The 20155-nt window shown below is 69.5% G+C and carries 14 protein-coding genes; 13 read left to right on the forward strand and 1 reads right to left on the reverse strand.

What is annotated here, in order from left to right:
- Window positions 1–16 precede the first annotated feature (16 nt).
- From VFZ09_RS49015 to VFZ09_RS49025, 3 genes are all read left to right on the forward strand, one after another.
- A complete protein-coding gene (locus VFZ09_RS49015; RefSeq protein ID WP_329734767.1) occupies window positions 17–3937 on the forward strand; it encodes a G8 domain-containing protein in 3921 nt (1306 codons plus the stop codon).
- 152 nt (window positions 3938–4089) lie between these two features.
- Window positions 4090–4749, forward strand: coding sequence for an SRPBCC family protein (locus tag VFZ09_RS49020; protein ID WP_329734768.1), 660 nt, complete (start codon window positions 4090–4092; stop codon window positions 4747–4749).
- Between the two features lie 50 nt (window positions 4750–4799).
- A complete protein-coding gene (locus VFZ09_RS49025) occupies window positions 4800–5855 on the forward strand; it encodes a hypothetical protein (protein ID WP_329734769.1) in 1056 nt (351 codons plus the stop codon).
- 41 nt (window positions 5856–5896) lie between these two features.
- Here VFZ09_RS49025 and VFZ09_RS49030 read toward each other — a convergent pair whose 3' ends face one another.
- Window positions 5897–6628, reverse strand: coding sequence for a hypothetical protein (locus tag VFZ09_RS49030; protein ID WP_329734770.1), 732 nt, complete (start codon window positions 6626–6628; stop codon window positions 5897–5899).
- A gap of 125 nt (window positions 6629–6753) precedes the next feature.
- Between VFZ09_RS49030 and VFZ09_RS49035 the strand changes: the two genes are divergently transcribed.
- The 10 genes from VFZ09_RS49035 (at window position 6754) to VFZ09_RS49080 (ending at window position 20066) form a co-directional block, all read left to right on the forward strand.
- The gene (locus VFZ09_RS49035; RefSeq protein WP_329734771.1) at window positions 6754–7368 is read left to right on the forward strand and encodes a hypothetical protein; all 615 of its coding nucleotides are present in this window, start codon (window positions 6754–6756) and stop codon (window positions 7366–7368) included.
- 148 nt (window positions 7369–7516) lie between these two features.
- Window positions 7517–8788, forward strand: a complete 1272-nt coding sequence (locus VFZ09_RS49040; protein WP_329734772.1) for a PQQ-dependent sugar dehydrogenase — start codon at window positions 7517–7519, stop codon at window positions 8786–8788.
- Between the two features lie 277 nt (window positions 8789–9065).
- A complete protein-coding gene (locus VFZ09_RS49045) occupies window positions 9066–9473 on the forward strand; it encodes a response regulator (RefSeq protein WP_329734773.1) in 408 nt (135 codons plus the stop codon).
- 3 nt (window positions 9474–9476) lie between these two features.
- Window positions 9477–10898 (forward strand): RAD55 family ATPase, encoded by a 1422-nt coding sequence (locus tag VFZ09_RS49050; protein WP_329734774.1) that lies wholly within the window; start codon window positions 9477–9479, stop codon window positions 10896–10898.
- On the forward strand, window positions 10895–13207 hold the full coding sequence (locus VFZ09_RS49055) for a PAS domain S-box protein (protein ID WP_329734775.1): 2313 nt from the start codon (window positions 10895–10897) through the stop codon (window positions 13205–13207). Before VFZ09_RS49050 ends, VFZ09_RS49055 begins: the two co-directional genes overlap by 4 nt.
- Before the next feature lie 229 nt (window positions 13208–13436).
- Complete coding sequence (hemN, locus tag VFZ09_RS49060) at window positions 13437–14807, forward strand: oxygen-independent coproporphyrinogen III oxidase (protein WP_329734776.1); 1371 nt, start codon at window positions 13437–13439, stop codon at window positions 14805–14807.
- 2 nt (window positions 14808–14809) lie between these two features.
- A complete protein-coding gene (locus tag VFZ09_RS49065) occupies window positions 14810–14989 on the forward strand; it encodes a hypothetical protein (RefSeq protein ID WP_329734777.1) in 180 nt (59 codons plus the stop codon).
- Window positions 14986–15366 (forward strand): response regulator, encoded by a 381-nt coding sequence (locus VFZ09_RS49070; RefSeq protein WP_329734778.1) that lies wholly within the window; start codon window positions 14986–14988, stop codon window positions 15364–15366. Before VFZ09_RS49065 ends, VFZ09_RS49070 begins: the two co-directional genes overlap by 4 nt.
- A gap of 126 nt (window positions 15367–15492) precedes the next feature.
- Window positions 15493–16956: a LamG-like jellyroll fold domain-containing protein gene (locus VFZ09_RS49075; protein WP_329734779.1), complete on the forward strand. Its 1464-nt coding sequence runs from the start codon at window positions 15493–15495 to the stop codon at window positions 16954–16956.
- A 161-nt stretch (window positions 16957–17117) separates the two neighbouring features.
- Complete coding sequence (locus tag VFZ09_RS49080) at window positions 17118–20066, forward strand: DEAD/DEAH box helicase (RefSeq protein ID WP_329734780.1); 2949 nt, start codon at window positions 17118–17120, stop codon at window positions 20064–20066.
- Window positions 20067–20155: the final 89 nt, after the last annotated feature.

The raw sequence follows: 20155 nt of genomic DNA on the forward strand, positions 1-20155 counted from the left end.
CGTCATAAACCCGTTTATGACGCGTTTCCAGAGTAGATGGGCCTTCCTGCTTTCCCTGACCGCCGTGTCGTTCGCGGACGGCGCGGCCGCCGCCAGCCTGAGCTCCGCGTCCTCCACCGCCTTCACCGTTCCCAACGGGACGTTCGAGACGCCCGCCCTCCCGGCGTCACCCGGGTACGAGTACGCCCCCGCGGGAAGTGGATGGACGCTCGTCAACGGCGCGGGCTTCACCCGGAACGCCACCGCGTTCACCTCGGCCAACCCGAGCGCTCCCGAAGGAGCCCAGGTGCTCTTCCTCCAGGGCGGGGGCGCCTCGGCTTCGAGGACCCTGAACTTCCCGGCGGGCTACTACGTCTTCAGCTTCTTCGCCGCGCAGCGCGGCAACCCCGTCAACACCCAGCGCGTCGAGCTGCGGATCGACGGGGCCGCCGTCCAGGGCTTCACGCCCGCCGGAACCACCTACCAGGCCTTCAGCTCGGGCGCGGTGCTGCTGTCCTCCGGCCCCCACTCCATCGAGCTGCGCGGGCTCAACCCCCAGGGCGGCGACAACACCGCGTTCGTGGATGACCTCCGGGCCACGCGCATCCGGGACATCGGCCTCAGCGGCTTCGAGTCTCCGGTGCTGCCCACCTCTCCCGGCTATGCCTACGCTCCGGCGGGCGGGCCGTGGACCTTCAACGGGCTCAGTGGCCTCAGCCGCAACGCCAGCGGGTTCACCGCCTCCAACCCCGCCGCGCCCGAGGGCGGCCAGGTGCTCTTCCTCCAGGGCGCCTCCTCCGCCTCCACTTCCATCAGCATTCCGCGCGGGGGCTATTACCGGTTCCGCCTCAGGGCCGCCCTCCGCGCCAACAACCCGGTCCAGCCGCCGGCCAAGAACATCCGCATCACCCTCGGCGGCACCCAGGTGGGCGAGTTCCGTCTCGCCAGCACCCAGTACGCCGAGCACATCTCCGCCGCGCTCTACCTGGACGCGGGCGTCAACACGGTGAGCCTGATCGGCGTGGACACGGCGGCCGGAGACCACACCGGGCTGGTGGATGACCTCCGGATGGAGATGCTCCACGACTGGCAGGATCCGTACGTCTGGGGCGGCGCGGTGCCCGGTGCCAGCGACGACGCCACCGTGAGCGCCGGCAGCGCCGTCTGTCTGCAGGGCACCCTCGCCCCGAGGACCCTCACCGTGAGCGGCGAGCTGGTCGGTGCCCAGAACCGCAACGTGGCCGTCACCACGAAGTACGTGATGGTGATGGGCAGCGGCTCCCTGCTCGAGCTGGGACAGGAGCTGACGCCCTATCCGGGCTCGGCCACCTTCACCCTCAACGCCACGCCCGCGGATCCCGAGGTCATGGGCATGGGCAACAAGTTCATCGGCGCCATGGGCTCCGCCACCCTCCGCCTCCACGGCCTGAACCGCGTGAGCTGGTCGCAGCTCGGCGCGAACGTGAACGCGGGGAGCTCCACCGTGGTCCTCAAGGAGGCCGTGGACTGGCGGCCGGGTGACAAGATCGTCATCGTCTCCAGCCATCGCGACTGGAACGAGGCCGAGCAGCGCACCGTCACGTCCGTCTTCTCGGGGAACACGGCCCTCACGCTCGACAGCCCCCTCGCGTACTCCCACACCGGCGTGGTGAAGAGCTACTCCAACGGCTCGCGCACCTGGACCGCGGACCTGCGCGCCCAGGTGGGTCTGCTCACGCACAACATCCTGGTGCAGGGTGATGCGGCGTCCGCGTCCTCCGGTGGCTTCGGCGGACACGTGATGATCATGGACAACTCGGCGGCGTACGTCAGCGGCGTCGAGCTCTACAACATGGGCCAGAAGGCGCGCCTCGGGCGCTACCCCTTCCACTGGCACATGCTGGGCAGCGTGGGCTCGGGCCAGTACTTCAAGAACTCCAGCGTCCACCACTCCTACAACCGGGCCATCACCATCCACGGCACCGAGAGCACGCTCGTCGAGAACAACTTCTTCTATGACCACATCGGCCATGGCGTGTTCCTCGAGGACGGCAGCGAGCGCTTCAACGTCATCAAGAAGAACGTGACCCTGCTCACGCGGCGCCCCGCGCCCGGCGAGCAGCTCACGCCCTCCGACAACCAGTTCAACGAGGTCCAGAACCGCAGCCCGGCCAGCTATTGGATCACCAATCCCCAGAACACCTTCGAGGACAACGTCGCCGCGGGCACCGAGGGCACCGGCTTCTGGTTCGCGCTTCCTTCCCGTCCCATGGGCCTGTCCGCGAACGACTCGCGCTTCTCGTCGATGCGCCCCAACGCGCTCCCGATGATCTCCTTCAAGGGCAACAGCGCCCACAGCACCATGAGCGGGTTCGACATCTTCGACGGGCTGGATGCCAACCACTCCATCCTCCCGAACGCCGGCTGGTCCGACACCGCCCCCCACCTCATCGAGAACAGCACGTGGTACGCGAACGACCTGGCCATCTACACGGGCATCGGCGTCGGCGGTCCGTCCGAGAACCTCATCTTCCGCAACAACGTCCTGGTGGAGAACGCGGTCGGCACCATGCTGGCCAGCTACAGCTTCGTCGACCAGAGCCTCTTCGTGGCCAACTCCGGTGAGAACCTCCTCTCCGGCCAACGCTACGCCTACCGCGTGTACGACGGCGCGGGCCAGGTCCGGGACTCGCACTTCATCGGGTGGGATGCCGCCAACGCCAACTTCCTGATGAACACGGGCGCGGCCATCAAGCACCCCAATCACCAGTTCACCGGCAACACGATGTCTCCCGCCAGCCCGCCGCGCACCGTGCTGGAGGACTTCGACATCCGCCCCGTGTCGGGCGCCCACGCCAACCACCCCGGGCACCCGCGCTACTGGTCCATCGTGTTGCGTGACGTCAACGGCGGCATCAGCGGCAAGGCCAATACGTCCATCATCTCCAACCACCCGTTCATGCGGGTGGGTGACGAGTACCGCCCGCCGAACTGGGAGCGCGCGTACCGGAGCGATCACCGCTTCGCCCTGTCGCGGCTCTCCTACAACGTGCCGTTCGAGCAGACGCCCAACATCACCTGCACGCGCGAGAAGGCGGGCACGGCCCCCGCCAGCGTCTTCTACATCGACGACAACGGCTACCACGAGTGGCACCAGCTCCCGTTCATCGTCAACGAGGGCTTCGAATACACCTATGCCTACCAGTCCCTCCCCGCCGTGAAGGTGGTGTCGATGAACATGGAGGACGCCACCGCGGGTGACAACTACATCGCCCACTTCAAGGACTTCGGGAAGCTGGGCGGCGTCTCGCTCTCCTCGAGCCAGGGCAGCTTCACCGCCCACTCCTCGCTCGCCAGCCTGCGCGGCTCCACCACCTCGGGCTACTACCTGCAGCCGGGCGGGGACCTCTCCATCAAGGCCGTCGCCACCGGTAGGAACCAGTCCTTCACCATCGCCTGGAGCACGGACTTCGCGGTGGCGCCGCTCGACACGGATGGAGACCAGGTGACGGACTCCGCGGAGATCAACGCGTCACGGCATCCCTTCGACGCCGCCGACCTCGGTGCCGAGTTCCTCACGGCCGGAGGCTTCGAGGGCTGGACGGGGTTCGGCAACATCACCGGGCAGGCGGTGTCCGGCGGCGTGCTGACCGGCATCTCCTCCGACAACGGTGACGCGCAGATCGTGAACAGCGCCTACCAGTTCAGCGCCAGCCGCGTGGCGCTGCTCCAGGTCCGCATGCGCGCCACCCAGAACACCGGCGTGCAGATGTTCTTCGCCACCAGCACCCAGCCGGGTTTCTCGGGCACGCGCGTGGCCAGCGCGACCTATTCTGGCAACGGCGCCTGGCAGACGCTCACCTTCGACATGGCGGGCCAGTTCGATTGGACGGGGACGATCACCGATCTCCGGCTCGATCCGGTGTCGGGCGTGGGCATCCAGTTCGACATCGACTGGATCCGCGGACCGGGGCTGTAGACGTCACATTCCAGCAACTCCTCCGCCCGGGCCTGTGCAGCACAGTCCACGCTCGGGCGGAGGGTCCCTCCCCTTCGTGCCCCGACCAGTGCTAAGAATCGATCCTTCTGGCGATCCGGGCCCCCCATCCGGCGAGAGCGAAGGAGTCGAACATGCGGAGCGTGACGGGTGTGGCGGTACTGCTGTGTGCGGTGGTGGCGGGTGGCGCCGGGGCCGAGGACTGGGAGAAGGTGTCCGACGGTGACATCTCCATCAAGGCCCGGCCCTACACGGCCGTGACGGGAGGCCGGGAGGTGTGGGCCGAGGGGGTGCTGCCGGTGAGCCTCCAGGACGTGCAGACGGCCCTCATGGACCACGACAACTTCCGGAACTTCATGCCGTACGTGACGGAGTCGCGGCTGCTGGCGCGAGGCGCGGACGGCGCCCGCCTGACGTATACGCGGCTGGACTTCCCCCTCATCTCGGATCGCGACTACGTGCTCCGGGTGCTGGACGAGCCGGTGCTGGACGCGGAAGGCAGACAGGTGGCGTTCCACCAGAAGTGGATGCCGGACAACAGCATGCTGCCGGAGCGCGCGGGCGTGGTGCGGCTGCGTCACAACCAGGGCAGCTGGTACTTCACCCCGCGCTCCGAGGGCGGGGTGCACTTCGTCTACCGCTTCATCGTGGAGCCGGGCGGTTCCATCCCGGGCTTCCTGGCCGGCGTGGGCCAGAAGGACGCCGTGGTGGCCACGGTGCGCGGGGTGGAGAAGCGCGCGCTCAAGCTGGCCGCGGCTCGGGCGCAGGCGAAGGAGACCCGCGCCATCCCCTGAGGGAGCCCGCTATGCTCCCGCCCGCCGTGCAACCACGAGAGGAGCGGGACATGCGGGGAGACAACAGGCGGGTGGGTTGGAGGGTCCGAGCCCTCCTGCTGCCGCTGGTGCTGGCCGGGTGTGCTTCGAAGCAGGCTCCGGCGGCGAACGTGCCCCTGGCGTTACAGGGGACCGCGCCGGAGCAGGCCGTCACCCTCCTGCCGCTCGGTGGTCCTCTTCAGAGCGAGAACGCCGAGCTCTCCGGCCTCGCCTGGTACGGGGAGCACCTCGTCATGCTGCCGCAGTATCCCGGCTGGCGGAACGACGGCACTTCCTGTCTCTACACCGTCTCGAAGGCAGACGTCCTCGCGCGGCTCGACAACACGGCGTCCGGGCCTCTCGAGCCCCGCTGCATTCCGTTCGACAGCGGTGGCCTTGAGAAGCGCATCCCCGGCTTCGAAGGCTATGAGGCCATCGGGTTCGTGGGGGAACAAGCATATCTGTCCGTGGAGGCCCGCCAGAGCACGGGGAAGGGCTTCCTGGTGACCGGCCGCATCGCGCCCGACTTGAGCGTGCTGAAGCTCGAGGCTGCACCCCAGGCCGTCCTTTCCCTGCCCGCCCAGGTGGCCAACGCGGGCTTCGAGACCCTGGTGGTGGGAGGGGATCGCTTGCTGGCCCTGTACGAGGCCAACGGGGTTCGCGTGAACCCGGCCCCCGCCGCCGAGAGCTTCGATCGATCGCTCACCTCCGCCGGCAGGCTCTCGCTCCCGTCGATCGAATACCGCGTCACCGATGCCACCTCCCTGGACCCGGAGGGCCGGTTCTGGGTGATGAACTACAGCTTTCCAGGGACCTCTCGGGCCTATGATCCGGCGCCGGATCCGCTCATGGCCCGGTACGGCACCGGACCGGCCCATGCGAAGAAGCCCCAGGTGGAGCGGCTCATCGAGCTCCAGGTGCGGCCCACTGGCATCGTGCTCACGGATCGGCCTCCTCTCCAGCTGCGGCTCTCCGATGAGGCACCCCGCAACTGGGAGGGAGTGGTGCGGCTGGACGGGCGGGGCTTCCTGCTCGTGACCGACAAGTTTCCCGGGACCCTGCTCGGCTTCGTTCCGAGCCCGCCCTGAGCCAGGGTGGGGTTCGCGTGCTACCCGTGGGGCGGAAAGGCTCAGTCTCCGCCGATGGCGAAGTCCCAGTCCCCGTTGGAATGGATGCCGAGGCGGAAGCCGACGTAGCCACCGCCCGTGACGCTGCGCATCTGGGCGAGCTGCTCGGGCGTGTACACCGACTCGAGAGCCTTCCAGTCCTTGGGTTTCGGGTGTTCGCCGTACGCGGACGGCCAGACGTAGAGGCCGCCGCTCTTCGCATGAGGGAGGTTGAGCAGTTTCACGATTCGCGCGAGCACCGGGTCTCCGTCGCGCGTCTCGCTCTTGCGCCAGTATTCGGCCACGTTCACCCGGTCATCGCCGAAGCTGGCGGTGAATCCCTGCCCCGTCTCGTGGGTGAGGGCCTCCAACCTCTCGTAGTCACAGGCCACGGCCGCGGCGATGATGCGGCGGCGCATCGACTCCACCGCGGGGGGGAGGGGCGGCTGGGCCGGCTTCGGCTCGGGGCTGAGGGTGCTCGCCGAGCAGCGCGCGCCGGCCGCTCCAGTGCTTCCCGCATCCGCCTGCGCGGTCGTGGCGGCTCCCGCGTCTGGAGCGATGGCTCCCGCGTCCGGCGAGGTCTCGGGCGCACCGGCATCCACCGGCGCCGGGGCGGAGGCGCCCGTGTCACGGGCAGCGTCCCCGGTCTGGGGTGCGGTGGCGGGCGCGCCGGCATTCACCGGGGACTCGGGAGCCGGGATGGGCTTCGTACAGGACAGCAGCAGCGAGCAGAAGATCGAGGCGAACCTGTTCATGGTGAACGCCCTGGACGCAGCGAGCGCCCCGAAAATTCATCCACTTCCCCCCGCTGGCGCCGGGTGCCCTGAATACAGTGGGTGGGGATTCGTCCAGAGCGGCCAGCCCCGACAAGGACGCCCCCATGCGATTCATCCAGACGCTTCCCGCCGCCCTCCTCTCCCTGGCTCTCACCCTGGCACTCCCCGCGGATGCGGGCGACGCCCCGGCTTGTCCCGAGGTCTGCCAGCACCTCGGCGACGTCTGTCCCCTCGCCGCCACGGGCTGCGGGTTCATCTGTTCGGGCGTCTCTCCCGCGGAGCGGGCTTGTCTGGCCAGGGCGAAGAACTGCGATGACGCCGACCGCTGCAGCGCAGTCGATGGCCCGGCACCGGCTCCCACCGCGAAGCAACGCGGCCAGGGGAAGACGTCCACGGCGGCCCCGGACCTCACCGGCACCTGGCGCCGCAACGCTGGCAACGCGAAGGTGGACGCCGCACTGGAGCTCTCCGGCGCGGGGCGTTGCAGGTCCCGGGCAACCGACCGCGCCACGGGCAAGCCGATCGGCTCACTCGAACAGGAGTGCACCTACAGCCAATCGGGCAACCAGTTCGAAATCGAGTACAAGTCCGGGCTCTGCCAGGGCATCCGCGGCAGGTATGAGGTCAGCCGGAGCGCGAACGAGCTGCGCTTCAAGGCCCTCGAGGACGACTGTCACGGACGGCGGATGGAACTGACCGGCGGAGCGTGGAAGCGCTGACCTCCAACGTGTCCAAAGGTTCCTGAAAACACCGACCCGTGAACAAGGCGATAGAGTCATCCGGCGTAGGTGGCGCACCTCGCCGGGCCTGGTTATTCGACCTCCAAGGAAGTAGCCCTTCCCGCCCCTGTCTCCTGGAGAGAGTTCCATGCGCACCTTGTCGATGACCCTGCTCCTCGCGGCCCTCCTGTCGGGCTGCAGCGGCAAGACCCCCAACCCCCCGGGCGGCACGCCGCAAACCCCCGGGGAAACGGAGCCGCCTCCCGAGGAGCCCCTTCCCAGCGGCCCTCCCGTCCCGACGGGCCCTCCCAACGTGCCCGAGTTCCAACCGGCCTTCCCCGGTCAGACGCGCGCTCCGGCCATCCAGACGAAGACGGCCTTGCAGGTCACCGAGATCGCCTCGGGCTTCAGGAATCCCTGGGCCATCGCCTTCCTCCCCGACCAGCGCATGCTGGTGACGGAGAAGCCCACCGGCTCGCTCTACATCGTCACGCCCCAGGGCGCGAAGTCTCCCGCTGTCGCGGGTCTGCCGCGCGTGGACGGCCGGGGACAGGGCGGGCTGCTCGACGTGGAGGTGGGCCCCGACTACGCCCAGAGCGGCCTCATCTACTGGACCTATTACGAGCCGCGCTCGGGCGGCAATGGTCTGGCGGTGGCACGCGCGAAGCTCGTCGACGGTGCGCAGCCGCGCGTGGAGGGAGTACAGGTCATCTTCCGCATGATGCCCACGCTCGAGTCGACCCTGCACGCGGGAGGCCGGCTGGTGTTCACTCCCGATGGCAAGCTGTTCGTCACGCTCGGCGAGCGCTCCATCCTCGAGGGCCGGGTGCAGGCGCGTGATGTGCGGAGCCACTTCGGCAAGGTGGTCCGCATCCACCCCGACGGCTCGGTGCCCCTGGACAACCCCTTCGTGAACACCGAGGGCGCCAGACCGGAGATCTGGTCGGTGGGGCACCGCAACATCCTGTCGGCGGCGCTCGACCGCCAGCAGCGGCTGTGGACGGTGGAGATGGGGCCGCGCGGGGGAGACGAGCTCAACCGTCCCGAGGCGGGCAAGGACTACGGCTGGCCCACCATCGGCTATGGCGAGGAGTACTCGGGCTCGCCCATCCACGCGAGCCCGCAGGGCCCCGGCATGGAGCAGCCCGTGTACTACTGGGATCCGGTGATCTCCCCCTCGGGGATGACCTTCTACACCGGGGAGCTGTTCCCCGAGTGGCGCGACAACGTCTTCATCGGAGGCCTGTCCAGCCAGGCGCTGGTGCGGCTGATGGTGAGGAATGACCGGGTGGTGGGCGAGGAGCGGCTGCTCACGGACCTGCGCGCGCGCATCCGCGAGGTGGTGCAGGGCCCCGAGGGCGCGCTCTACCTGCTCACCGACGACAGCAACGGCAAGCTGCTCAAGCTCACCCCGCGCTGAGCCGGCCCCTTTCGTGGATTCGCGAGGAGCGACGGGTTGCCCGTGGAGGTGAGAACCTTCGAATGGGCAGGCTGAAGAAGCGGCCCGGGACACAGGGCAGTTCTTCCGTGGAGGGCGTGCAGGCCTTCTTCCGCATGATGCCCACGCTGCTGGGCCTCCTGGACGAGGGGGGAGGGCCCCGCACGTGCTGGGATGGCGCCCCAGGAGCGAGCAACTACATTCGATACAGGGCCGCGAGGACTGGGCCGGCGGCCTGGCAGGAGAGGTGGCGGGAGCGATGAAAGACCCGGCGGACGTGGACAAGGGGAGCGTGCTCATCCTCGTCATGGAGTCGGACCCGTATATCCGGGCACTCCAGCAGGCGCTCCTCGGCGAGCGCTACACCGTCCACTTCGTCCAGGATGGAGCGGCCGCGCTCGAAGCCGCACGGCGGTTGCACCCGAAAATGCTGATCGCCGACATCCTCGTTCCGAAGATCGACGGCCTGCGCGTCTGCAAGCTGCTCAAGCAGGAGCCGGCGACGAGCCACATCCAGGTACTCATCTTCAGCGAGCTCCTGGCCGAGCGGCGTGCGCGCGAAGCGGGCGCCGAGGCCTTCCTGCACAAGCCCATCGACGAGCGGCGGTTCCTCGGCGAGGTCCAGCGCCTGCTGGAGCAAGCGCCCGGCCGCGAGGGACAGGGGTGAAACATGGAACGGATCACCACTGGGATTGGCGGGCTCGACATCATCCTCGGCGGAGGCCTGCCCCTGAATTCGTTGAACGTCATCGCGGGCACGCCGGGCACGGGCAAGACGATTCTCGCGCAGCAGTTCATCTTCGCCAACGCGCGCCTCGACGCACCGGCGCTCTACCTGACGACGCTCTCGGAGCCCGTCACCAAGGTGCTGCGCTACCTGCAGCAGTTCTCGTTCTTCGACGAAGACAAGCTGCTCGGTGACCGTCCTTCCATCTTCTATCGCGACATCGCGGAAGTGATTCGCGCCAAGGGGCTGTTGACACTGCCGGACACCATCATGGCGTTGATGAACGAGCATCGGCCGTCGTACCTGGTGATCGACTCGTTCAAGGCGCTGCGGGAGCTCGAGTCCACCGGCCCCGACATCCGCCGCGTCATGTTCGATATCGCGGGCAACCTGGCCGCGCGCGCCTGCACCACGCTGCTCGTCGGCGAGTACCGGGACGAGGAGGTGGAGCAGCTGGCCGAGTTCGCCATCGCCGACGGCATCCTCCAGCTCGTTACCAGGGCGTACGGCACCCGGGAGGAGCGGTACCTGCGGGTGCGCAAGCTGCGCGGCAGCAGCTACCGCGCGGGCGAGCACGCGTTCCGCATCACCGAGCGGGGGCTCGTGCCCTTTCCGCGCCTGGTCACGCCGGAGCGGCCCATCGGCTACTGCGCTTCGCCGGAGCATGTCTCCACCGGCGTGGCCGGCCTGGACCGGATGTTCGATGGCGGCCTCCGGCGAGGCTCTTCGACGCTGGTGGTCGGCGCCGCGGGCAGCGGAAAGACGCTGCTCGGGATGCACTTCCTGTTCGCGGGGGCCGCCGCGGGCGAGCACGGACTGCTGGTCAGCTTCCAGGAGAACCCCACGCTCTTGCGCCACCTCATCTCGGGCTTCGGCTGGAACGTCGAGGAGCTCGGCGAGCGCGGCCACCTGACCTCCCTCTACGTCTCTCCCGTGGAGATGAACATCGACGACATCGTGCAGCAGATGACGGCCGTCCTGGATTCCAGGCCGATCCGCCGCGTGGTCATCGACAGCATGGGAGACCTGGAAGCGGCCTCGTCGGACCCGCAGCGGTTCCGCGGCTACATCTATTCGTTGATGCAGCTCTTCGCGGTGCGCGGCGTGACGGCCTACGCCACCTACGAAGCGCTCGTGGACCCGGACTTCGCGTCCTTCACGCGCATGGGCGCTTCCTACATCAGCGACAACGTCGTCGCGCTGCGCTACTGCGTCGATGGCGACGTGCACCCCGGCGGGCGTATCAGCCGTGTGCTGGCGGTGGTGAAGTGCCGGGGCAGCGCGCACGACGACCACCTCCGGCAGATGACCATCGGAAGGCACGGCGTGGAGGTCGCCGGTGCACCGCCGGGGGCCGGTGGATGATTTCTCCAGCGGACACGGCCCGCAATTATCGCGAGCTCCTCGACATCAACCGGCTGATCACCTCGTCCCTCGAGAGCGGCGTCGTCCTCGCCACCGTGACCCGGTACGCGGCCACGCTGCTGCGCGCGGAAGCGGCCGCGCTGCTCCTGCGGGAAGAGGAGACGCTGAGGGGAGCGGCGACCCACCACGTGCCGGGCGACGCGCGGGAGCTCGAGGTGCCATTGGGGCCCGGCGTGATGGAGCGCATCCGCGACATCGGGCGGGCCGCCGGGCTGGAGGGGTGCGTCGGCGTGCCGCTGGTGCTGCGCGCGGAGACGATCGGCATCCTCGCCGTCTTCCGCCGCGATACCGGGACGGGGACGGCCGAGGACGAGGAGCTGTTGTCGGTGCTGGCGGACCAGGCGGCGGTGGCGCTGGAGAACGCGCGCATCTACCGGCAGCTCCAGACCCAGACGCAGGCGCTGCAGGAGAGCGAAACACGCTTCCGGCTGGCGTTCGACGAGGCGCCGATCGGCGTCGCGCTCGTGGGGCTCGACGGCCGGTTCCTGCGCGTCAACAACGTGCTGTGCGAAATGGTCGGCTACTCGCGCGAGGAGCTCACCGGCCTGACGTTCCCGGCCATCACCCATCCCGACGACGTGGATACCGACGTCGCGCTCGCGCGCAAGCTCGCACGCGGAGAGATTCCCCGCTATCAGCTCGGCAAGCGCTACCTGCGAAAGGACGGCGCCGTCGTCGACACCCTGCTGAGCGTCGCGCTCGTGCGCGCCCCCGATGGGGCTCCGCTCTACTACGTCAGTCAGATTGAAGACGTCACGGAGCGCAAGCGGATGGAAGAGGAGCTGCGCCGCTCCGAGGCACAGTTCCGCGGACTCATGGAAGGGCTGCCCGACGGTGTCTTCATCCATCGCGGTGAGCGCGTCGCCTACGCCAACCGGGCGCTGTCGTCGTTGCTGGGATACGGCGATCCGGCGGCGCTCACCGGCAGAGCCATCTCGGAGCTGTACCCTCCGGACGACCTGGCGGCCGTCCTGGAGCGGGCCGGTGCGCTGCGCAGCGGGCTCGCGTCGCCGCCGCGGGAGCTGCGCATGCTCCACCGTGACGGCTCGGTCCGCGACGTCGAGACGACGGCGCTCCAGGTCCACTTCGAGGAGCAACTGGGAATCATCGTCATCGTGAGGGACCTCGCCGAGCGCAAGGTCGCCGAGCGCGAGCGCGAAGAGGCCTACCGGCGGCTGCGGGTCATCATCGATCTGTCGCCCGTGGGAATCGTGCTCGCCGCCGATGAGCGGCACTGGGACGGAAACGTCCGGGCGCGGCAACTGTTGGGGCACCCTGCCGGCCTCTCCGTCGACGTCTCGCGATATGCCGGCGAGTGGTTGGACGCCGAGGAGAAGCCGCTGGCCTTCGAGGAGCTCCCCGTCGTGCGGGCGCTGCGCGGGGATCAGCTCGAAGGCGTGGAGATGCGCCTGCGGCGGCCCGACGGCCGCCTGGTGCCGCTGCTGGTGAGCTCGGCGCTCATCCCGGGCGCCGGGGGGACACCGCCGGGCGCCGTCGTCATCTTCGAGGACATCTCGGCGATCAAGGACCTGGAACGGCTTCGAATCGAGTGGAGCGCGGTGGTCGCGCATGACCTGCGCCAGCCCCTGAGCAGCATCGAGATGTACGCACGGCTCATCGCCCGCCAGGTCGCCGCGGAGCCAGCGCTGCGGCACAGGGCCCAGCAGATCAGCGGCCTGGTGCGCCGGCTCAACCGGATGGTCCAGGACCTGGTCGATTTCACGCGGCTGGAGGCGCGGCAGCTCTCGCTCAACCGCCAGCCCGTGGAGCTCGTGCAGCTGATTGAACAGGCGATGGAGCGGATGGAGTTGGAGGTGCCCGAACGGCCGCTCCAGCTGCGGGTGCACGGCGCGCCCGCCCGGGTGGACGCCGACGCCGACCGCATCGCGCAGGTGATGGAGAACCTGCTGACCAACGCCATCAAGTACGGCGACCCGGGGACGCCCATCCGCGTCGCGGTCGAGGTGGGCGCCGGCCAGGTCAGTGTGTCGGTGACGAATCAGGGACCGGGCATCCCCCCGGAACAAATGCCGTACCTGTTCGGGCGGTTCCAGCGCGCCCGGGACGTGGAGCGCCGGGGCGCGAAGGGGCTCGGGCTCGGGCTCTACATCACGCGGGCGCTGATCGAGGCCCACCACGGGCGGATTGTCGCGGAGCGCGTCCCCGAGGGAGCGATGACGTTCCGCTTCACCCTGCCGTTGGCACGGCCCGCCGAGCAGCTCGCCGGGCCCGAGCAGCAGTCCCACTGAACGTTTCTCCGGCCCCCGAAGCAGGAGGGCGGTGTCTGCCCGGTGCCCGGGCAGGCGGGCTGGCTGTGGGCGCTCTTCCTGGGACCGCCGGGACAGGGGGCGCGGCCCCGGGGGGGTTCGGAGCGCAACCCTTGCGCCTGGACGCAGCCCTTGCACCCGGAAGCCCTGTCGGGACGGGGGGTCCGAGGGCGCGGCGTTGGCACGGTGCTTGGAATGGGGGAGGGGACCGATGGTCTCGTCCCCGCACATCCCCACTCCGTCCGAAGAGCTGATGCGGCGCTATGACGTCGCCGGCCCCCGCTACACCAGCTACCCCACCGTGCCCGAGTGGAAGCAGGACTTCGGCACGGAGCGCTACGCCGAGCGGCTCGACGTGGCGGGCAGCTCGGGCGCCGGCGAGCCCCTCTCCCTGTACGTCCACCTGCCGTTCTGCCGCAGCCTCTGCTGGTACTGCGGGTGCAACGTCGTCGTCTCCCAGGATCGCCGCGCGGCGGACGTCTACATCGACCATGTCCTCCTGGAGCTGGAGCGGGTGGTGGAGCGGCTGGGCCGCCGCCGCACGCTCTCCCAGGTGCACTGGGGCGGGGGTACTCCCACCTTCCTCAACGAGCGCCAGCTGGAGCGTCTGTGGAGTGGCATCACCCGCCACCTCTCGCCGCTGCCGGACGCCGAGGTGGCCGTCGAGGTCCACCCCGCCATCACCTCGCCGGGACAGCTCTCCCTGCTGCGGGAGCTCGGCTTCAACCGCGTCTCCATGGGGCTGCAGGACTTCGATCCGAAGGTGCAGGAGGTCACCCACCGCCACCAGCCCTTCTCGCGGACGCGGTCCCTGCTGGACCACGCGCGCGGCCTCGGCTTCTCCGGCGTGAACTTCGATCTCATCTACGGGCTGCCGTACCAGAACCCGGAGAGCTGGGCGCGCACGCTCCATCAGATCCTCGAGCTGCGGCCGGACAGGCTCGCCGTGTACTCGTTCGCCTTCATCCCGGACGTGCTCAAGCACCAGAAGCGCATGCCGGCCGAGGCCCTGCCCGACGCGCACACCAAGCAGGGGCTGTTCCGCGCCGCCTGGGCCGCCTTCGTGGACGCGGGCTACCTGCCCATCGGCATGGACCACTTCGCCGTCCCCGAGGACGAGCTGGCCCTGGCCCAGCAGCGGCGCGCCCTCGGGCGCAACTTCCAGGGCTACACGGTGAAGGCCGCGCGGGACGTGGTGGCGCTCGGCTCCACCGGCATCAGTGACGTGGGCGGGGCCTACGCGCAGAACGTCCGCGCCCTGCCGTACTACTACGAGCGCGTGCGCGAGGGCCGCTTCGCCACCGAGCGCGGCATCCAGCTCACCGAGGACGATCGGCGCCGCCGCGCCATCATCACCCAGCTCATGTGCAACTTCTGGGTGGACCTGGGCGAGCACGGCACGAGCGGCTTCGCGCTGGAATTGGAGCGGCTGCGGCCGCTGGAAGACGATGGGCTGGTCAGGCGGGAGGGGAGCCAGCTCGAGGTAACCCCCCTGGGGCGGCTGTTCGTGCGCAACGTGGCGATGGTGTTCGACGCCTACCTGCGCCGGGCCGAGCGGCCCCGCTTCTCCCGGACGGTCTGAGCATGGACGCCATCGATATCCTCGTGAATGAACACCGCCACATCGAGCGCGTCATGGACGTGCTCGAGCGCGCCGCGCACTTCCTCGTCACCTTCGTGGACGGCAGCCACGACGCCAAGGAGGACGAGGTCTTCCAGGCCATCACCTCGCGGGGGTGGCCCCAACCGTGGGTCGGGCGATGAGCGCCGCGAGCGCCGTGAGGCGCATCCTGGTGGTGGAGGGCGAGCCCGTGGCCATGGGCGCGCTGTGTGATCTCCTGTCCATGGACGGCTACGCCACGGTGGGCCTGTGCGAGCCGGACGAGGCCGTCCGGCGTCTGCGCAGCGAGCCCTTCGATGCCGTCATCACGGACGTGGTGCTGCCCGGAGGGCACGGGCTGGACGTGGTGCGCACGGCCCGGGAGCTCCGGCCGGGCTCGCCGGTGCTGGTGGTGACGGGGCAGGTGAACTCGCTGGCCACCGAGGCCGCCCGCTCCCTGGGCGTCCGGCGCGTGCTCGGCAAACCCCTGCGCTACGAGACGCTCATCTCCGCGCTGCGCGACTCCATCCAGAGCCGCTGAGGGCCAGGGCCCGGGGAATCTCATCAAGTCCGGCTGAGCCGATATTCCTTGATTCTCAAATTCACAAAGAGGAGGATTCAGTAATATTGCAGTGGGACTGGACGTCCGAGCCTGGAGGAATGCCCGATGCGACGAGCCCTGATTCGCACGCCCCTGTGCGCCCTGCTTTCCGGGCTGATGCTGCTCGCCTGTGGTGTTCCCGAGAGCGAGGAGGCTCCGCCCGAGGAGCTGGAAGTGGGCACCCGGCAGTCCGCGATGTGCTCCGGGGCGAGCGTCTCCAGCCTCACCTTTTCGGCCCTCTCCTCGTACCAGGGAGAGGTGATTGGCATGGGGAACTGGAAGGTGGTGTACCCCGCCAACGCGGTGTTCCTGGAGTACTACCTCGATGGCGTCCGGTACGCCTATGCGGATCGTACGCCCGAGGAGCCCGTCGACAACCGGGAGGGCAGTTGGCACTTCAGTCAGCAGGGGATTCCTTGCGGCTCGCACACCCTCGAGGTGAGGGCCTGGCCCGTGGTCCTCAGCAGCACGGGCCGTGACGTGTGCGGCCCCACGCCCAGCAAGACGATCTCCCAGAGCTACACCGAGGCGTGTCAGCTCTCCGGCGATCTCGGCTCGGCGCTGGGGGCGAAGGTCGTCTCGGCGAGCACGTGCGGAGCGGCCAACACCCGGAGTCCGGGTTGCGTGAGCAACTCCTCCGCTCCGGAGCGCATCTACGCGTGGACGGCGCCGTACTCCGGCACCTTCACGTTCAGCACGGTGGGCGCCTCGTATGACACGGTGCTGCAGATCTCCAACGCGGCGACGGGCGCGACGCTCGGCTGCAACGACGACTCCAATGGCACGCTGCAATCCTCGGTGACGGTGACCGTCAGCGCCGGCCAGAGGCTGGAGTTGTCAGTGGATGGCTATGGCGCGGCGTGCGGCACCTTCCAGGTCAACGTGTTCCCCATTTCCGCCACGGGACTCAAGCTCTGGCTGAGCGGGTCCGCGGGGGTGACGTCCAGTGGGGGGCGTGTGTCCGCCTGGACGGACCACAGCGGCAACCGGCGCGACGCCACCATGTCGGACGCGGCGCGCCAGCCCTACCTCATCAACCCGGCCCTCAACGGCAAGCCCGTGCTCCGTTTCGCCGGGGCCCAGTCGCTCGTCTTCAGCAGCCTGATGCAGTTGAGCCGCCCCACGGTGTTCGTGGTGGCCAGGAACAACAAGAGCACTGAATCCTTCCACATGATTCTGGGGCCGGCCGGCAGCTCGGCCAACCATCAACTGCGCTTCGAGAATGGCAGCCAGGTGCTGCTGGTCACCCCCGGCGTCTACACCTCCACGGTGGGCAGCAACCGCGTCTACCACACGCTCGCGGTGCGCTATGACGGCTCGGCCTGGAAGGTCTTCCGCGATGGCGTGCTGAAGTCCACCCATGCCTCCACGAGCTCGGCGACGTGGGACCTCAACCAGGTGGGGGCCTGGTTCGGGCAGTACTTCCTGGAGGGAGATATCGCGGAGATCATCGCGTATGACCGGGCCTTGTCGGACAGCGAGCTCGGCGCGGTGAGCAGCTACCTTCGTGGCAGGTACGCACTGCCGTGAGGTCTCGTGCCCGCGCACGCTCCAGCAGTCGCTGGCGTCCGAGGCCGCGCCGCGCGACTCCCTCCAGGGCCGCTGAGGGCGTGCTCTTGTTTCCCAGGTACCTCGCCGGGCACATCGGCGTTGCGCGGCGCCGCCTCGGAGCGTAGGGAGTCCCATCTCCCATGTCCGCGACCGCCCAACTGCTCGAAGCCGTTCGAAAGGAAGCCCGCCCCGGTATCTGGACCACCGGGGTGACCCTCTCCCGTAACGGGGCCGTCTCGCTCCAGTCCCAGAAGCCCACCGAGCTGGAGCTGAGGGTCAAGGCGCCGGGCCGCCCGGTCGCCCTCACGGTCACCCTCTATCCGAATGACGCCGTCTGGGAGTGTGACTGCCCCGGCCGCGTGGACCCGTGCGAGCACGTGGTGGCGGCGGCCATCTTCGTCCAGCAGGCGGAGAAGCAGGACACCCCGCTGGAGACGGTCGCGAAGAAGTGGACCCGCGTCGTCTACCACTTCACCCGGGTCTCCGGCGGGCTGGAGCTCCACCGCACGCTCGCGCACCCGGAGGGGAAGGAGGAGCCCCTCGAGGACAGCCTCGCCTCCCTGATGGCCAGGCCCGCGAAGGCCGCCACCCTCCAGGTGGAGCAGTCGGATCTCCTCGCGGATCGGCTCCTGGAGAAACGCATCCGCGGCGCGCTCCCTCCCGAGCGGCTGGACGCGCTGCTCCAGGTGCTCCAGTCCGCGCGCAACGTGCTGCTCGACGGGCGGCCCGTGGCCGTCTCGGAGGAGGTCGTCCTTCCGCGGGCCGTGGTCGAGGACCGGGGCGGGCAGTTGGTGGTGACGGTGGCGAAGGATCCCCGTGTCGTCGACGTGGTGAGCCCGGGCGTCGCGCTGCTCGGAGACGCCCTGGCACGCATGGGTGAGACGGCGATGACGGGACCGTGGCTCCAGAACCTCCCGGTGGTCCGCACCTTCGCGCCCGAGCAGATGGGGGAGATCACCTCCAAGGTGCTCCCGGAGCTGGGCCGCCGCATGCCGGTCGAGGTCCGCAGCAAGCGCCTGCCCTCCATCGACCGTGACCTGAAGCCGCGCATCCTGCTGGAGCTCAATCAGCTCGAGTCCGGGCTGTCCGTGCTGCCCACGCTCGTCTACGGGGCGCCGCCGTCGGTGCGGATCGACAACGGCCGCATGGTGTACCTGCGCGGCGCCGTACCCCTGCGCGACGAGGCGGTCGAGCAGCGGCTCCTCCATTCGCTCCGGGACGAGCTGAACCTGGTGCCCGGCCGGCGGCTGACGGTGCAGGGCCAGGAGATGGTGCGCTTCGCGGACAAGATCCGCCGCTGGCGCGGAGACCTCTCCGGCGACGCGGCGGGCATCGTGAGCCCGAACGTCCGGCTCCGCCCGAAGCTCGAGGTGCGGTCCGGCGCCACCGCGGCCGGGATTCCCGACGTGCGCTTCACGCTCGAGTTCCAGGTGGAAGGGGACAAGGGCCCGACGCACACCGTGGACGCGGCGGCGGTCATCCGCGCGTGGAACGAGGGCCTGGGGCTCGTGCCCCTGGAGGGCGGTGGCTGGGCGCCGCTGCCCCGCGCCTGGTTGGACAAGAATGGGCAGCGCGTCGCGGACCTCCTGGCCGCGCGTCAGGCGGATGGCAAGGTCTCCAACCACGCCCTGCCCGAGCTGAGCGCGCTGTGCGAGACGCTCGAGCAGCCGCCTCCGCCGGGGCTCGACAGGCTGGCGCCGCTGGTCGAGGGCTTCGAGAAGCTCCCCGCGCCCACGCTGCCGGAGGACCTCACCGCCACGCTGCGCCACTACCAGCAGCAGGGCGTGAGCTGGCTCGGCTTCCTCAAGAGCGCCGGGCTCGGCGGCATCCTCGCCGACGACATGGGCCTCGGAAAGACGCTCCAGACCATCTGCGTGCTGGGGCCTCGCACGCTCGTCGTGTGCCCCACCAGCGTGCTGCCCAACTGGGCCGCGGAGCTGAAGCGTTTCCGTCCGTCGCTCAAGGTGTGCGTGTACCACGGCCCCGGCCGCGCCCTGGACGAGGCCGCCGATGTCACCCTCACCACGTACGCCATCCTCCGCCTGGACGCGGCGGTGCTCGGCGGGCGCACCTGGGACGCCGTCGTGCTGGACGAGGCGCAGGCCATCAAGAACCCGGAGAGCCAGGTGGCGCGTGCGGCCTTCGGGCTCCAGGCCCAGTTCCGGCTGGCGCTCAGCGGTACGCCGCTGGAGAACCGGCTGGAGGAGCTGTGGAGCCTGATGCACTTCACCAACCCGGGCCTGCTCGGGGGGCGCCGGCAGTTCGAGGACAAGGTGGCCCGGCCCATCTCGGATGGGAGCGCCGAGGCGGCGCAGTCGCTGCGCAAGCGCATCCGGCCCTTCGTGCTGCGCAGGCTCAAGCGGGACGTGGCGCCCGAGCTGCCGCCGCGCACCGAGTCCGTGATGCACGTGTCGTTGGATGAGAAGGAGCGCTCCGTCTACGACGCGGTGATGGCGGCCACGCGCGCGGAGGTGGTCGCCCTGCTCAACGAGGGCGGCAGCGTGCTGAAGGCCCTGGAGGCCCTGCTCCGGCTGCGTCAGGCGGCCTGTCATCCGGCGCTCGTCCCGGGCCAGCAGGCCAGCTCGTCCTCGAAGGTGCAGACGCTCGTGGAGGCGCTCGGCACCGCGGTGTCGGATGGGCACAAGGCGCTCGTGTTCTCGCAGTGGACCTCGCTGTTGGATCTCATCGAGCCGCACCTCGAGTCGGCGGGGATCGGCTTCGATCGCCTGGACGGCACGACGACGAACCGCGGGGACATCACCGCGCGCTTCCAGACGCCCGAGGGCGCGCCGGTGCTGCTCATGTCGCTCAAGGCCGGTGGTACGGGCTTGAACCTCACCGCGGCGGACCACGTGTTCCTCATGGACCCGTGGTGGAACCCGGCGGCCGAGGCGCAGGCGGCGGACCGGGCCCACCGCATCGGCCAGGAGCGTCCGGTGATGGTGTACCGGCTGGTGTCGCAGGGCACGGTGGAGGAGCGCATCCTGGGGCTCCAGGAGAAGAAGCGCGCCCTCTTCGAGGCGGCCCTGAGCGAGGCCGCGGGCGCCACGGCCATCACCCGCGAGGACCTGCTCGAGCTGTTCTCCTGAGCGGGCCGGGCCCGGTTGCACGCTGCCCGAGTGGCCTCCACCCGGGGGGAGGCCCTCCTGCGGGAATCAAGGACGCCGAACCTGGTGTA

The organism is Archangium sp. (assembly GCF_036277355.1).
Taxonomy (GTDB): Bacteria; Myxococcota; Myxococcia; order Myxococcales; family Myxococcaceae; genus Archangium.

Coding starts and splice junctions, on each gene's coding strand:
- VFZ09_RS49015 (WP_329734767.1), top strand. CDS start 17: ATGACGCGTTTCCAGAGTAGATGGGCCTTCCTGCTTTCCCTGACCGCC.
- VFZ09_RS49020 (WP_329734768.1), top strand. CDS start 4,090: ATGCGGAGCGTGACGGGTGTGGCGGTACTGCTGTGTGCGGTGGTGGCG.
- VFZ09_RS49025 (WP_329734769.1), top strand. CDS start 4,800: ATGCGGGGAGACAACAGGCGGGTGGGTTGGAGGGTCCGAGCCCTCCTG.
- VFZ09_RS49030 (WP_329734770.1), bottom strand. CDS start 6,628: ATGAACAGGTTCGCCTCGATCTTCTGCTCGCTGCTGCTGTCCTGTACG.
- VFZ09_RS49035 (WP_329734771.1), top strand. CDS start 6,754: ATGCGATTCATCCAGACGCTTCCCGCCGCCCTCCTCTCCCTGGCTCTC.
- VFZ09_RS49040 (WP_329734772.1), top strand. CDS start 7,517: ATGCGCACCTTGTCGATGACCCTGCTCCTCGCGGCCCTCCTGTCGGGC.
- VFZ09_RS49045 (WP_329734773.1), top strand. CDS start 9,066: ATGAAAGACCCGGCGGACGTGGACAAGGGGAGCGTGCTCATCCTCGTC.
- VFZ09_RS49050 (WP_329734774.1), top strand. CDS start 9,477: ATGGAACGGATCACCACTGGGATTGGCGGGCTCGACATCATCCTCGGC.
- VFZ09_RS49055 (WP_329734775.1), top strand. CDS start 10,895: ATGATTTCTCCAGCGGACACGGCCCGCAATTATCGCGAGCTCCTCGAC.
- hemN (WP_329734776.1), top strand. CDS start 13,437: ATGGTCTCGTCCCCGCACATCCCCACTCCGTCCGAAGAGCTGATGCGG.
- VFZ09_RS49065 (WP_329734777.1), top strand. CDS start 14,810: ATGGACGCCATCGATATCCTCGTGAATGAACACCGCCACATCGAGCGC.
- VFZ09_RS49070 (WP_329734778.1), top strand. CDS start 14,986: ATGAGCGCCGCGAGCGCCGTGAGGCGCATCCTGGTGGTGGAGGGCGAG.
- VFZ09_RS49075 (WP_329734779.1), top strand. CDS start 15,493: ATGCGACGAGCCCTGATTCGCACGCCCCTGTGCGCCCTGCTTTCCGGG.
- VFZ09_RS49080 (WP_329734780.1), top strand. CDS start 17,118: ATGTCCGCGACCGCCCAACTGCTCGAAGCCGTTCGAAAGGAAGCCCGC.